11 protein-coding genes are annotated in these 15,703 nt (G+C 33.7%); 3 read left to right on the top strand and 8 right to left on the bottom strand.

Going from position 1 to position 15,703, the window contains the following annotated elements; all coding sequences use genetic code 11:
- Positions 1–4 precede the first annotated feature (4 nt).
- Positions 5–3,121 carry an efflux RND transporter permease subunit gene (locus BAQ44_RS25440; protein WP_071724482.1) on the bottom strand — a complete coding sequence of 1,039 codons (3,117 nt, stop codon included), beginning with the start codon at positions 3,119–3,121 and terminating at the stop codon, positions 5–7.
- A gap of 142 nt (positions 3,122–3,263) precedes the next feature.
- On the opposite strand from BAQ44_RS25440, the gene BAQ44_RS25435 reads away from it, so the two are divergent.
- On the top strand, positions 3,264–4,136 hold the full coding sequence (locus tag BAQ44_RS25435) for a TetR/AcrR family transcriptional regulator (RefSeq protein ID WP_071724481.1): 873 nt from the start codon (positions 3,264–3,266) through the stop codon (positions 4,134–4,136).
- Between the two features lie 30 nt (positions 4,137–4,166).
- Here the strand turns inward: BAQ44_RS25435 and BAQ44_RS25430 are convergent, their stop codons facing one another.
- Both BAQ44_RS25430 and BAQ44_RS25425 read right to left on the bottom strand, forming a co-directional pair.
- Entirely contained in the window at positions 4,167–5,138 is a 972-nt protein-coding gene (locus BAQ44_RS25430) for a glycosyltransferase family 2 protein (protein ID WP_071724478.1), read from the bottom strand.
- Between the two features lie 36 nt (positions 5,139–5,174).
- Positions 5,175–5,558, bottom strand: coding sequence for a GtrA family protein (locus tag BAQ44_RS25425; protein ID WP_071724476.1), 384 nt, complete (start codon positions 5,556–5,558; stop codon positions 5,175–5,177).
- 360 nt (positions 5,559–5,918) lie between these two features.
- On the opposite strand from BAQ44_RS25425, the gene BAQ44_RS25420 reads away from it, so the two are divergent.
- A complete protein-coding gene (locus BAQ44_RS25420; protein WP_071724474.1) occupies positions 5,919–7,379 on the top strand; it encodes a glycosyltransferase family 39 protein in 1,461 nt (486 codons plus the stop codon).
- A gap of 46 nt (positions 7,380–7,425) precedes the next feature.
- Here the strand turns inward: BAQ44_RS25420 and BAQ44_RS25415 are convergent, their stop codons facing one another.
- From BAQ44_RS25415 to BAQ44_RS25395, 5 genes are all read right to left on the bottom strand, one after another.
- Positions 7,426–8,883 carry an ArnT family glycosyltransferase gene (locus tag BAQ44_RS25415; RefSeq protein ID WP_071724472.1) on the bottom strand — a complete coding sequence of 486 codons (1,458 nt, stop codon included), beginning with the start codon at positions 8,881–8,883 and terminating at the stop codon, positions 7,426–7,428.
- A 90-nt stretch (positions 8,884–8,973) separates the two neighbouring features.
- On the bottom strand, positions 8,974–10,527 hold the full coding sequence (locus tag BAQ44_RS25410) for an ABC-F family ATP-binding cassette domain-containing protein (RefSeq protein ID WP_000055399.1): 1,554 nt from the start codon (positions 10,525–10,527) through the stop codon (positions 8,974–8,976).
- 295 nt (positions 10,528–10,822) lie between these two features.
- Positions 10,823–12,244: an oligosaccharide flippase family protein gene (locus tag BAQ44_RS25405; RefSeq protein ID WP_071724470.1), complete on the bottom strand. Its 1,422-nt coding sequence runs from the start codon at positions 12,242–12,244 to the stop codon at positions 10,823–10,825.
- 93 nt (positions 12,245–12,337) lie between these two features.
- Positions 12,338–13,318: a glycosyltransferase family 2 protein gene (locus tag BAQ44_RS25400; RefSeq protein WP_063262392.1), complete on the bottom strand. Its 981-nt coding sequence runs from the start codon at positions 13,316–13,318 to the stop codon at positions 12,338–12,340.
- A gap of 177 nt (positions 13,319–13,495) precedes the next feature.
- Positions 13,496–14,008 carry an acyl-CoA thioesterase gene (locus BAQ44_RS25395; RefSeq protein ID WP_000412134.1) on the bottom strand — a complete coding sequence of 171 codons (513 nt, stop codon included), beginning with the start codon at positions 14,006–14,008 and terminating at the stop codon, positions 13,496–13,498.
- Positions 14,009–14,320: 312 nt separating this feature from the next.
- Here BAQ44_RS25395 and BAQ44_RS25390 point away from each other — a divergent pair, with 312 nt between their 5' ends.
- Positions 14,321–15,634 (top strand): ArnT family glycosyltransferase, encoded by a 1,314-nt coding sequence (locus BAQ44_RS25390; protein WP_071724468.1) that lies wholly within the window; start codon positions 14,321–14,323, stop codon positions 15,632–15,634.
- Positions 15,635–15,703: the final 69 nt, after the last annotated feature.

The following is a 15,703-nucleotide window of genomic DNA, read 5'->3' as shown; positions in this document are numbered from 1 at the left end:
TTTGTTATTTTGCTTTTTTCTTTTTGAACTTGCTTAATACTTCATAAACGATTGGAACAATAAGAAGTGTTAATAACGTTGAACTTGTTAATCCACCAATTACTGTTACACCAAGTCCTTTAGAAATTAAGCCGCTACCTTCAAATCCTAATGCAAGTGGGATAAGGGCCCCGATTGTTGCAATGGCAGTCATTAAAATCGGACGAAGGCGTGTTGCACCAGCCTCTAATAAAGCTTCACGTGTTGATAGACCTTCATTTTCTTTATGAATAACGCGGTCGATAAGCACGATAGCGTTTGTTACAACGATACCAATTAACATAAGCGCCCCGATCATTGCAGATACGCTTAATGTCTCGCCAGAGATTAATAAGGCGACAAGAGCTCCGATAATTGTAAATGGTAGCGAGAATAAAATTGCGAATGGTGCAAGGGCACCGCCAAATGTAACGACAAGAACGAAGTATACAATGGCAATCGCAGCTAACATCGCTAAGCCAAGTTGCTTGAATGATTCTTCAATATCTTTTGTAACACCGCCCATAGAAACATCTACGCCAGAAGGAAGATCCATTTTATCTACTTCTTTTTGAACAGCGGCAGATGCTTTTGAAACGTCATCAGATATTAGTTTTGCGCTTACTTCCGCATAAACACGGCCATCGCGGTGTTTTACTGTATTCGAAGTTTCATCTTCTTTTACAGTCATAACATCTTTCACAGCCACTTCAGTACCAAGTGGTGTTGTAATTTTTCGATTTGTTAAGTCATCGATTGTTTCATAATTTTGTTTTTCAGCTTCTACATATACATTGACATCTTTACCGTCTTTTTTAATTGTTGTCAGAACAGGGCGATCATGTTGATTAGAAAGTCCCATTCCAATTTGCGCAGCCGTTAGACCCATTTTACTTAGTTTTTCCTGATCTGCGACTAAAGTGTACTCTGCGTACGTTTTAGCAATACTAGAGTCTATATCTTTTAAGTCTTTATTTTTCTTCATGATATTTTGAATATCTTTTACGACAGGCTTAATGTCTTCCGAGCTATCTCCGTAAACGTATAGTTTAATTTCATTACTACCGCCACTTGCTCCGAAATCTTGGTTTTTCCATTCGCCTTTTCCAGACATCTTCTGTAAATCTTTAACGACTTGTTCTTTTTCTTTTTCGAAGTTTTTCGTGTCGTTATCATATTGCACGAAGAACATTGCCTGGTTGGATTGACCAGGACTCATTGGGTTTTCTCCACCTAATGAGAATTGAATTGTTTTGACGTCTTTATTATCTTGGAAGTGCTTCTCAGCTTTCGTTGCAATTTTTTCAACATCTTCTAACGTTTGCCCTGGTTCAGGGTTGTACGTTGCAATGATCATTTTTTCTTCTTCAGATGGTAAGAAACTTACACCGATAACTGGAACAAGTGCAAGACTACCAACTAATAGAAGGACAGCGATACTTGATGTAATGATTTTATGATTTAAAGCCCATGCAAGTATGCGTTTATACCCGTTTGCTAATTTACTTGGTTTTTCTTCATGATGTACTTCTTTTTCCCTCATGCTCTCTTTCTTAAATAAAGAGTGAGCTAACATCGGCACGATCGTAACTGCTACTAGTAACGATGCTAATAAAGCGAAGACGATAGTTAAGGCAAATGGTAAGAACATTTCACCAATCATACCTTTTACTAGTCCAAGCGGTAAGAATACAGCAATTGTTACAATGGTAGAAGACATAATTGGAATGAACATTTCCTTCGTAGCTTCACGAATTAAATCTTTTCCGCGCAGTTTCTCTTCTGATAAGGACATTCGTCGGTAAATATTTTCAATAACAACAATGGAGTCATCAACAACGCGTCCAATAGCGACTGTCATTGCTCCAAGCGTCATAATGTTAAGCGTAATATCCATTTGCTTTATGACTAATACAGCAATTAATAAAGAAAGTGGTATGGAAACGACAGAGATTAATGTTGTTCGGATATTTCGTAGGAACAGCATAATAATAACAATCGCAAAGATAGCACCAAAAATGGCTTTGCTCAGCATTGTTTCTACTGATTTTTCAATCGGTGCACCTTGGTCGAATGTTGAAATAATCTCTAAGTCTTTATATTTTTTTTCAAGTTCTTTTACTTTATCTTTCACTGCATTGACAACATCAACTGTATTCGCGTCAGCAGCTTTTACAATTTGAATTCCTATTGCTTCTTTTCCGTTTGTTCGAGAAATTGACTCTGCTTTTCCGACTTCTTTAATGTCAGCGATTTCGTCTAATGTAACTGTCGGAATTCCGTTCATGGCGGCTGGATTCATTTGCGACGTTTGTGCACCGGCTCCAGCGTTTGCACTACCTTGACCGCTCGGTGATGAAGGTATAGCCGGGATCTTTAATTCTTTTAATGCTTTAATTGTTGTAATATTTCCATCTACAACAACTGATTTTTCTGTGTCTTTAAATGTATATAAGCCAAGTGGCAAAGATACGTCCGATCCTTTAATTACATTTTTTACAGTATCTTCACTTAAACCTAATTCTTTCATCTTATCTTTCTTGAAGACAAGTTGAACTTCATCTACTTGTTGACCTGAAATTTGAACAGATGCAACACCATCAAGTCCTTTTAATCCTGGTACCACATTCTTCTCTACATTTTCAGTCAAGGTAGCTAAAGATTCATTTTTACTTGCGACGCTTAATGAAATAACTGGAAAGGCATTAAAGTTTACACGTGAAACTTTCGGGTCTTTTACACCTTCTGGCAGTTTCACATTTGCGAGAGCTTCTTTAATTTCTGTTTCAGCCTTTTCCATATTTTTATCAAAATCATATTCTACCTGAATAGAAGATGCGTTTTGAAAAGATGATGAACTAACAACGTTTACACCACTTAAATTTTGCAGTTGCTCTTCCATCGGTTTTGAAACTTTGTCAGCTACTTCTTCTGGTGTAGCACCAGGATAAACCGTGGTTACTGTTACAATCGGTGTTGTAATATCAGGAATTGTTTCCAGCTTCATGTTCAGCCCAGAATAAATACCTGCAATGGTAACAATAATGGTTAGTAGCCAAACTGCGAACTTATTTTTTAACGAGAAATTAATGATTTTGTTCATGTTTGCGCTCCCTTTGTATTGTATTGACCAACTGGTCAGTCTAATACATAATATAACTGACTGATTGGTCAGCCGTCAATGAAAAGGGATGGTATAATAAATTCATAATAAGATGCGAGATTAAATTTAGGAGAGACATGATATGAAAGAAAAAGAGCGTTTAATTATAGAAATGGCTATGAAGTTATTTGCGACTAAGGGTGTAAATGCGACATCAGTACAGGAAATTGTGACCGCTTGTGGCATATCTAAGGGAGCTTTCTATTTATACTTTAAATCGAAAGAGGAGCTTTTATTAGCAACACTTCGATATTACTATGACAAGATTCAAAATAAAATGATGGATATTGAAAAAGAATCGTTATTGCCACGTGAAAAATTTGCAAAACAATTGCATTGCCAATTTAATGATATACAAAAGCATAAAGAATTTATTATTATGCATGCAAGGGAAAATGCTATTCCTTTTAATAAAGAAGTGGAAGAGTTTATGATGCGGATGAAGTTAGAGTCGCATGCATTCTATCGGAATAGTTTACTGTCTATTTATGGTGAAAAGGTTATGCCTTATTTATTAGATTTAGTCATTATGGTAGAAGGCATATGCCGTGGATACTTAGAACTAATCATTTTACAAGCACCAGAAATTGACTTATCTTATGTTTCTGCTTTTATTTTGAAAAGAGTAGATGATTTAGTAGATGGATTGGTAGAATCTTCGGAAGAACCTGTGTTACATGAAGAAAGGCTGGGAGAATTCCTTTGCAAATCAGAGCTTATTAAAGAGCAGGTTAAGGAACACTTTTTAAAAGAAATTATCGTTTTTAAACGCACATTAGCAGATCAATTAGAAGATGAGGAATTACTTGTTACATTAGATGTTTTGGAGGCGGAAATGAGGTTGCAAAATCCAAGAATTCCGGTCATTCAAGGGATGTTATCTAATTTAGAGATATATCCAAATTTAAAAGAATTTCGTTTGAGGCTTATGGGGTATTACAATATAAAAAGGTAACAATGATAGTTTTCATTGTTACCTTTTTTATTATGCATTCACTTTTTCTTTTGTTTGTGTAGTCTCTTCTTGCTCGATATTGATTGTTTCTTTCACAATATAAATCGGACGATTTTTGCTTTCGTCGTAAATACGAGCAATATATTGGCCAACGATTCCAAGACCAAGTAACTGAATACCGCTAAAGAATGTAATAGCAACCATAATAGATGCCCAACCCGTTTGCGTACCAGAGCCAATAATTTTCACAGTAATTGTATATAGTAAGACAATTATTGAAACGAGAACTGATAATAAGCCTAAAGTCATAACGATACGTAACGGTTTTGTTGAAAACGCAATAATGCCGTCAGATGCAAATTTAATCATTTTCTTCAATGGATATTTTGTTTCACCAGCAAAGCGCTCATCGCGTTCATATTCAACATATGTTTGGCGGAAGCCAACCCAAGACATCATACCGCGGATGAAGCGATTACGCTCAGTCATTTGATTGAAAACATCAGCTACTTTACGATCGATGATTCGGAAATCACCAGTATCTTTTGGGATATCGATATCAGACATGTAGTTTAAGAATTTATAGAAATATTTAGCTGTTAAAAGTTTAAACCAAGTTTCACCTTTACGTTGTTTACGTTTCGCATAAACAACTTCATATCCTTCTTCCCATTTTGCAATAAGTTCAGGAATAACTTCAGGTGGATCTTGTAAGTCTGCATCGATAATTACAATAGCGTCACCTTTTGCAGCAGCAATACCAGCTGTAACGGCTATTTGGTGTCCAAAGTTACGTGCGAAATTAACGATTTTTGTACGGTAATCATTTGCTGCAATCTCAGACAAGATTTCCATTGTACGGTCTGTGCTACCGTCGTTTACAAAGACAAACTCGTAATTAATATCATTTTGAAGCATAACGGACTTTAAACGGTTATAGCATTCCTGTGCTACTTCTTCCTCGAAGTACATAGGAACTACAACCGAAATTAATTTTTGCATGTTGTATCCTCCGTAGTTTTAATAAGTTGTTTAAGTTTAATTAGTAGCTTTTTCTGTTTGGTTGAATGTCCAAATTTTATTAAGGACAAAATTGATAACCATTCCGACACCAATTGCGAAAATCTGTGCGATTGACGCATTAAAGGTAAGTTTAGTTACTAATATAAATAAACATAATGTATTAAAAGCAAATACAATTAAATTTACAGTTAGAAATTTAAAGAACATTGACGTGCTTTTATTATTAGGTTTAAACACCCAATTTTTATTCCAATAGTAGCTATTGGCAACACCAATTGAATAGGCAATGGTATTCGCAATAAGGTAGTTCATCCCAAATTTTAATAATATCCAAAAGCTAATAATTGTAATGAGCGTATTAAAGATTCCTACTAAACCAAACTTTAAGAGTTTCTCCATAATAGTATCCTCATCTTTATAAAATATATAAATAAAACAGGAAATGTAGAAAAGTTATTCGTACATAACAACTATCAATTATAGCATAGTTTATATTGAAGTGTTAATGAAATTGAGTAAATCCAATGTTTTTGTAATTTAAACGTATAATCGGATATATATGTATAATAGTTTATTCAACTGATTAAATGTGAAGAATTGAATATGGAAATATCAACCTGATTCATGTATAGTGATGTGTGATGTGGTTTGTACGTTATTATCGGGGATACGTGAACATTTATTAAGATAATAAAGTTCTTCAGTTTTATACAGTATATAGCGGTATTTTTGTACCAATGTTTAAAGGAGTAGATTGTATTGAAATTATTTTTAAAAGGGTTATCGACTCTTTCTACACGTGCAGTATACATGATATATGTCTTTTTTGCCTCAATATTAGTTGTGGATTATTTTTCCGATACGCAAAAATATAATTACACAATGATAGTAACTGGGGTCGTATTTTTATGTACAATTGGGTTTTATGTACTTAGAAAAAGTTCTTTATATCTAGAAAAATTAAATGAGAAAAAATGCTTTTTTGTGTTAGTAATTATTTGCTTAGCAGTTAAATTAACGTGGGTTCTTACATACAAAATTCAGCCATTAGTTGATTACGCTACATTTTATTATACTGCAGAAGCATTGAGTAAAGAATTTGTTATTGATAATAATTATATTGCATTATTTCCACATATTTTTGGTTACGCCTCATTTTTAAGTATTTTCTTAAAAATATTTGGAGCTAGTCATATGGTAGCGCCTATCGTAAATGTTGTTTTAACTACAATATCAATGGGATTAATATATGTTATAGCTAGAAAAATTGGTGGAGTTAGAACAGCCATAACAGCTAGTATTTTATGGATAGTATTGCCTTCACAAACGATTTATAACATGTTTGTATTGTCAGAGCCGTTGTATTGTACACTACTATTATTAATTTGGGTAGTTATGATAAGCGTTCATGAGAAGCTTCACAATATAAGTATAAAAAAATTACTTGTGTACTCGATTTTATTAGCGGCACTACTTGCATTAATGAATATGGTACGACCAATTGCAGCTGTTCCAATTATAGCTCTAGTCATATGGTTATTTATTATTAACACGAAGCACATAGGAAATAAAAAAATATTATTAAACAAGGTAGTATATGTAGGCGTTATCGTTATTGGGTATGTTATTTTTTCTTCGGCGATCAATCAGTATATAACATTACGTTTAGGTGAGGAGATAGCATCAGCGCCAGGCTATAACGTTTATGTAGGGTTCAATCAGGCTGAATCTGGAAAGTGGAATATGCCAGATGCAGAATTGTTGTTTGAGTATAATAATAAACCAGGGTGGACTGCTGAGGATTCTCAACAAAAAATGCTAGAAGAGGCGAAGAACAGAATACTAAACGACAATATCGATTTTATGAAATTATTTTCGGATAAATTCTTTGTCTTTTTAAGTGAAGATAGTGCGGCAGTTTCTTACGCCGAGCCTGCACTAGATAATGTAGTAAGGTATACCGTGGCATCTAATATTTTTTATTACTTCTTAATCGTGACTTCAATATTAGGTGTATTAATAATGATAAAAAATAAAACTAAATCTGTCCTATTTATGATTTGCTTATATACAATAGGGTTAACAATGGCGCAGTTATTAGTAGAAGTGGCATCAAGATATCATTATTCGGCTACAATACCGATGATAATTTTGGCTGCCTTTGGTATAAATTACGCTTACAATAAAAAAGAAAATATAGATATAAATAAAAAGGCATGAGTTCGGTATTGCACCGGGCTCATGCCTTTTTCTATTTTATTTTCATTTATACTTTTGAAGTCTTTCTGTTCGATATAAATCGATAGCATAAATATAGACCGTAGCTTTGAAGAATTGTAAAGCTAGGAATGATGAAGTATCGGTATCTTGTTTGGTATTCGATTAAGAAATGGACAGTGACGTAACCAATTATCAGTAATAAAAATAGTGTATAATGCGTGTTATTTTGCTTAGTCAATATGAGATAAAGAAGCGCTAATGTGCTAAAGAGCATAGCTGTAATGTACATATACTTTTCATATTTCGTAAGGTCATCTTTTAAAGTAATCATATCATTATCTGTGTCCCCTAGTGTCAGCAAGCTCCATAATGGAGCGGAGTCGTAATCTGCCCACATGAGTGTGAACTTATCACCAAATAAGGATAAAACTTTTTGTGGATCAGCCAGTCGCTCTTGAATCAGCTTCTTTTCAGCAGCTTTACGTTCTTCACCGAGTTCAAGGGACATAATATATTCTGCATCTGCTGCAGAATAGCCACCCTTTGTTTCATGGTTAAACCCTACTGTGAATTTCCAGAGAGGGTCACGGTTAGATAGTGGATATTGTGTAATTCCGGCAGATATAAATGAATAACTTATAATGTAATGTACAAGGTAAAATACGACGAAAATTCCACAAAGTTTTTTAATGGAAGTGAAAATATCTTGTTTTGATTTCCCTAATATACCTTGTAAAAAGACATAAATAGTTACTGCAATTAGGATGATAGCACCAAGCGGGCGCATGATATCACCTAAAGAAAGCGAAATCCCTATAAAAATCCACATATATTTATGGCTCAAGCCTTTTGTAATTAATAAATAAAACCCAAGATAAAATAAGAATGTAGCCAAATGTTGATTTGTTAGGACTGAGCTTAATACGATGCTTGGGATATATATTGCATATAGTAAACCAGCCACACGTCCGGACCACTCATTAAATATGTGAGAAGTTATTTTGTAAACGAGTAATGTTGTTCCTGTGCAATATAATACGTTTAAGAACTTTAGAAGGAAGGTTCCTTCACCAAATAAATTAATAATAAAGGCTTGGTACATTGTAAATCCAAGTTGGTAAACCCATGAAGTATAATATGTGCTTTGGGCAAAACTAAAATCTCCTTTAGTTGCTTGCACGGCTCCATTGTACATTATAGCAAAATCCGATTCGACAGGAGTTTGGATATTAAGAACCCAGATGCATCGAATAGAGAAAGCTAAAATGATAAGTAAAATAGTGAATATTAGTTTTGACATATATTTGTTGGAAATATAGCCGATTAATAAAAATAGAAGGCCAATTAGAATAATAACTGGGACTATAATAAGTAAACGAGTTTGGGATTGTCCTCTAACTATGTATACGGATTGCCATGTAATAGCTGCAGAAATAATGAGACATAGTACTAACAAGGACTTTACACAAAATGTATTGAGTTTTAGAAAAAATGGACTTTGCATTATAATTAAAAACTCCTTATTGAATTTTATTGCTATTTTAAGGGGAAATCCTTTTACACACTAAGTGTGTAAAAGGATGATTTCAGGTGATTAAGAATTTTCTTGGGCCCATTTTTCTACATCCCAAGTTTTTGTTATCCAATCTTCATAAAAGTCTGGTTCGTGACATACAAGAAGAATTGTTCCTTTGTATGCTTTCATCGCTTTTTTCAGCTCATCTTTTGCTGTAACATCAAGGTGGTTTGTTGGCTCATCAAAGAGTAGCCAGTTACTTTCTTCGCCCATTAGTTTACATAAACGAACTTTTGCTTGTTCGCCACCGCTTAATTGATTCAGTGGACGAGAGATATGTTCGTTTTTTAAACCGCATTTCGCTAACATTGCACGTACTTGATGTTGGTCCAAGCTAGGGAATGTATTCCAAACATCATCAATTGGTGTTACATTATCAGCTTTTACTTCTTGCTCGAAGTAGGATGGGTTTAAGAAGTCACCAAGACTTGTTTTTCCGCTTAATGGTTTAATTTTACCTAAAATCGTTTTTAATAGTGTTGACTTACCGACACCATTACATCCAACAATTGCAATTTTTTCACCGCGTTCAATTGTCATTGTTAATTTCGGTAATAATGGATGTGTATATCCAATCTCTACATTTTCTCCTTCAAAGACGAATCGACTACTTGCACGACTTTCTTTAAATGAGAATTCAGGTTTAATTGCTGTTTCAGGACGATCGATACGTTCCATACGATCGAGTTGTTTTTGACGACTCTTTGCACGACCTGTCGTTGAGTAACGAGCCTTATTTTTCGCAATAAAATCTTCTTGTTTTTTAATAAACTCTTTTTGTTTTTCGTAAGCATTAATATGCTGATTTTTATTAATTTCCGCTAGTTCTAGGAATTTTTCATATGTCGCTGTATAACGCGTCATTTTTGTAAACTCTAGATGGAAAATAACATCGACACATTTATTCATAAATTCCGTATCATGGGAAATTAATAGGAATGCATGTGGATATTCTTTTAAATAATTTGTTAACCAATGAATATGTTCAACGTCTAAATAGTTGGTAGGTTCATCTAATAGTAATACTTCTGGTTGTTCAAGTAGTAACTTTGCAAGTAATACTTTTGTACGTTGTCCACCACTTAACGCCGCAACATCACGATCTAGGCCAATTGCGTCGATTCCAAGACCACGTGCTGCTTCTTCAATTTTCATATCTAATAAATAGAAGCCACCTGCTTCAAGGGCATCTTGAATTTCTGCCATTTGCTCAAGAAGTTCCTCTAATTCTTCCGGTGTGGCAGTTCCCATTTTTTCTGTAACTTCATTTAAAGCTTTTTCTTTTTCAAATAAAGGTAAAAACGCATCTGCTAATACATCACGGATCGTGCGACCAGGTGTTAAAATAGTATGTTGGTCTAAGTAACCGTAATTTGTACCAGGTGTCCATTCTACACGACCTTCGTCATGGATAAGCTGACCAGTAATTATATTCATAAATGTTGATTTACCAACACCGTTTGCTCCAACTAATCCAACATGTTCTCCTGCGAGTAAGCGCATAGATACATCTTTAAATAATGTACGATCACCAAATGTATGACCTAATTTTTCAACAGTTAATAAGCTCATAATGTCCTCCGTTCATTTCTAAATAGTGTCTTGAATCATGATACTAAATTCTTTGATATAATGCTATCATTTCAAAAATGTATATTTTTGAAAATGAATTTTTTGTATTATTCTGGAGGTATATGTAGGCATTCAGTCTAAAATTCCATATTTATGAGGGATTAAAAGAAACAATTTGATATACGAATAATAATAGTAAATAAAAAGTCGCTTTCTTTCTCATAAATTCGAGGAAGAAAGCGACTTTTATCTCGCATTAACAAGCTGTAAAATTTCCACTGATTAAAGTTCCACTTTATGCTATGTTTTTGCCGAGCTTTTTATTTACAAACCCTAAAAGTAACGCGCGTATTTGTGGATCAATGGCAAGACCGATAATGCCATACAATATACCAGTAAGCGTTAAAGCTACTAGTGGTGGCAAGCTAATTAATATTGTACGGTATAGAACGAAACTAATTATAAATGCGAGACTATTAAATATAATTCCTTTAAATAATAGCCCGAAACCTTTACGGACAAATAAAGTAAATCCAATTAGTAAAGTAACTTCAGTAAGGACAGCTGCTATAGAAGCTCCCATCACTCCAAATTTGCTACCTAAGATGATGTAACTTACGATGGCAACAGCCAATCCAATTCCCATTATTGTCGCGCGCTTCCACTGTTGTCCAATTGTTGTTAAGTTATCGGCAAGTGGATAGTTGATAGATTGTAAAATGACCATAAAGGCTAAAATTGCAAGAGCGTCACCAGCTGGTGCATATTTTTCACCTAATAAAGTAACAATCCAAAAACTCGGATCAGCGATAAATGGGATAGCAATTCCCATACCTAAGAAGGACATAAGTTTTAATTCAAACTGAGATAGCTTTCTATGTTCTTCAATATTTTTTTCATTTCCGAAAGCGAATAATTTTGGATAAAAGGCTGCTGCAATTACACCAGGTATTTGATAAAGTACGGCAGGTATTTTATAGGCAGCCCCAAAGAATCCAACTTGCTCATTCGCTGAAACTTTTTCTAATATAATAGGACCTAACTGCGGTAAAAGCATAATAATAATGCCATTGATTGTGAAAATAAGCAGTTGATCTAAAATTCCTTTGTCCCAGCCTTTATGAACTTTTGTATGGCGGAGTACCATTAAGAAAGCGATAAGCCCTGTTACAAGGCTAGATATTCCGTACATAGCAGCGACCATCATAAGTGACCATTTAAATGACATCCCTAGCATAAGAGCGGCAGCGGCTGTCACACCTTGTAGTACAGAAATAATTGCTGTAAATTGCATACGCTCTGTTACTTGGAAATAAGCCATCCCAACACCTTGTAAAGTGGCTCCAAACATCGTCGGTAGTACGACCCAATATACCATGGCACGTAAGTAGGCATCCGTATAGAAGAACTGAGCAAAAATAGCGAAGAGTACAGAAATTACGACAGCTAATACGAAACGAATACGTAAATAACTACTTATTAGTACGCTAATGTTAGCACCGCTTCTTGTTCCTTCACGCATAAACGTATGTGTCAAGCCTGCATCTGTAAAATAACAAATGACAGCGGAAACTGCTAATGCAACTGTAAACATCCCATACTCATCTGGTGAAACATATCTTGCAAAGAGGATTGTCGCAATAGCAAGTACAAATCTAACTGTAATATTTCCTACAAAGAGGTAGGAGGCGTTTTTAAGGATTTTGTTTGTTTTCATGGAAAAAGACCTTTCTATTCGTCAGGACATACTTGTCCTATTTGTAAATTTAATTTGTTTACGGCAAAAATGTTTAAAAGCATATACTTTTATTTAAGAAAATAAAAATTTGATGCGTACAAACCAAAGCATAGCATATAACTTCTTACTTCGTTTTCCATTTTTCGAATAGATTTTGCGACAATATTTCTTTATATCGCTTTTAATTAACTGAACCTTGGATTTATCTAGTTTAGGGTGTCCTTTAATATATATACAAGCATTGTTAATGACTGTATATGGGAATAGGTAAGTTTCAAGGATCTCAATCAATTCTGTAGAATCATTTGTGATTAAGTCTTTTGATTTATGATGAATCCAGTCTTTCATTCGATTAAATACTTCTAATTCTTTTGTTGTTTTTAATTCATAATCTTTATAATTTGAAGAAAGACTTCCTCCAGATAGGATTCGATAATACGTTAAATATTCATCCACATAACATACATTTGTTACACTCATTAATTTAAAAAGAAATTCTAAGTCTTCTCCCCAACTACATCCTGGTGTAAAACGAATATTATGATTCATCACGATTGATTTTTTGAAAATCCAAGTACTTGTTTGGGCAAAAACTTGATGTGTTAAGAAAGCCTTTGTCATATTCCCTTTTACAAAGTTTGTCGTGTTTTCAACTTTTTCACCAGTTTCCTCGTAAAAGTTCATAAATCCACAATAGCAGGCGTTCATATTGTTTTTGTGCATACTTTCGATTTGCTTTTCAATTTTTGTTGAATGCCATAAATCATCACTATCAAGAAAAGAAATATATTCTCCATTTGCATTTTCAATTCCTGTATTACGAGCAACGGAAACGCCTTGATTTTCTTGTAAAATATATTGTATTTGTTCAGGGTATTTTTTCTTGAAATTTTTAACGATAGAAGATGATTGATCTTTACTTCCATCATCAACAATTACAATTTCAATATTTTTATATGTTTGATTCAGTATTGATTCCATCGTCTCTTCAATGTATTTTTCCGCATTATACAGCGGGACAATAACGGAAACGAGTTGAGTTTGTTCCATCATATAATTATTATCTCCTCAAATTTTTTATGTTGTAGATTATATAGGCCTTTTGCAAGGAAGAAGATTACAAGAACATCTGTATAAGTTTACCGCATATAAACTTTGTAAATCAACACTATGTATTTTATATAAAAAAACCTTCCTTTTTGATTTGTAAAAAGGAAGGTAAATCAATTATTACATATTCCAAGGTTTGCTCAATGTTAATACTTCAGCCATTTCTTTGCTCTTTAAGCGTCCTTTTTTTCTATTTTCTGCACGCTCAGAACCAGTTGTGTGTAGCCAATGTTCTTCTTCCGTTTCCGGTAGTACTTGTGGAACAGATGAAGGTTTTCCATCTTTTAATGCAACGAATGTGATGAAACATGTTGCAGCTATTCTACGCTCGCCTGCTAATAAATTCTCTGCAATTACTTTTACGAACACTTCCATTGAAGATTTTCCTGTATAACATACGAATGCTTCGTAACAAACAGAATCCGCTTGGTGAATGGGAGTTAAGAAATCAACAGAATCGATAGATGCCGTTACACAATGTTTACGGCTATGTCTTGCAGCTGCAATTGAAGCGATACTATCAATTTCTGCTAATAATTTCCCTCCGAAAAGTGTTTGATGATTATTTAAATCATTCGGAAAAACACGTGTTGTTTTAATTGCTTTGGATTCTCGCATGAATTTCTTTTCCATATGGTCAGCCCCTATTTTCTGTTTTCAATCAGAATGACATGTATTGTAAGTGGAGTACAAAAGTATTAAAAATCTATAGATATTTAACGAAGTAAAGAATTCCAGAAGAGGGTTAGCAAAACTTCTGTATTTGTATTCATGTAACTGAAAGAAAATTTATCATATATAAAATGTAGTGTAAAAGAGGATTCGCTTACATTGCAAGTGAAAAAATTAGGCCCCTGTATTTGTCATAGAAATTCCCTATCAGCTGTGTACCTATTCATGATAGAATCGTTTTGTTATGAATGGAAATAGAGGTGCAATAGATATATGAATCATATACAAACAAATTTTTCATCTTTCTTTAGTAAAATAATGATTGGTGCGATGCTCGCATTTTTTGTTTATAGTTGTTGGTCTGCGTTTGAAACAAGTAAACAATTTTTTGGCGATAGTACAACAAGTGTATCAATCGTATTAGTTATTTTTGTTATTCTCATGCTGTTAGTGGCATCGATTTTACAGTATCGTTTTACAGATAAACAATTTCTTATTTTTCTTATAAGTACATCTATAGTTGTGAGACTTAGTATGGTTCTATTTGTAGATGTTCCGATAATCGGTGATATGAAAGCAATGTTTGAGTCTGCAAAGCAGATTGCAATTGGTAATAACGTAGAGAATGTAGCGCAGTTACCTTTTATTATTTATGAATCAATTATTATTCGTGTATTTGGCGATACAGTATTCGCATTACAGTTATTTAATATTTTATTTTGCACAGGGACTGCATTTTTCATTTATCGTATTGCAGCAATGATTTTTGGAGAAGAATGCGGCCGTATTGCGTCTGTATTTTACGCTTTATATATTCCGAATATATTTATGAGTTCCTTATTAACACCGGAATCACTCGCAATATTTTTATTTTATTTGGCTTGCTACATACTTTTATATAAAGGTTTAGATCACCCTTATATGTGGGTACTTTCAGCAATTTTATTTGCATGCAGTAATATGATTTTCCCAATAGGATTATTTCTTCCTATTTTTATTGCTGTATATGTGTTGTTAATTGAACTCTTTCAATCAGCAATGAAGCAAAAAGTACTATTAAAGATGATAGGGATACTTATTCTATTTTATAGTGCTCATTTTGGTGTGAGTTATGGAATTCAAACGATGGGAATGTCACAATATACAATTTCAAATGAGACGTATGTTCAATCTGTTTTAATTGGAAAAGGTAAAAATGAGGAAAAAATAACAAAAAATCAAAGCGTAACAGAGCATATTGATCAAAAACTAAAAGAGATTGAAGAAGAAAGATTTAAACTTTTAAAGCCAGTAATTAATCAATTTTCAGGTGAGGGAATACATTCTATTCTATTTAAATGTGAAAAACTTATATATATAGCGGTAACGTTATTTATGTCTATAGCTTTATTACACTTTCTTATTAAGAAACAACAAAACGAAGGATATATGTTGTTCGTATTGTTAATTAGCGGATACGTATTGTTAAGGCTCTTCCAAGTAAATATGGCATATTACAACCTTATGGTGCCAGCTTTGTTTATTTTACAAAGCTTTGGTGTTTACATGAGCTATGTGTATTGTCAAAAAATATTCTTCAGAAAATAAAAAGAATCCAGTTTGGATTCTTTTTTGTATGAATGGAAGATGAGGACTAAGAGTCAGCAGAGATGAAGA

This window comes from Bacillus mobilis (genome assembly GCF_001884045.1).
In the GTDB taxonomy this organism is placed as follows: domain Bacteria; phylum Bacillota; class Bacilli; order Bacillales; family Bacillaceae_G; genus Bacillus_A; species Bacillus_A mobilis.
This window is presented reverse-complemented; position numbering and strand designations above follow the sequence as displayed.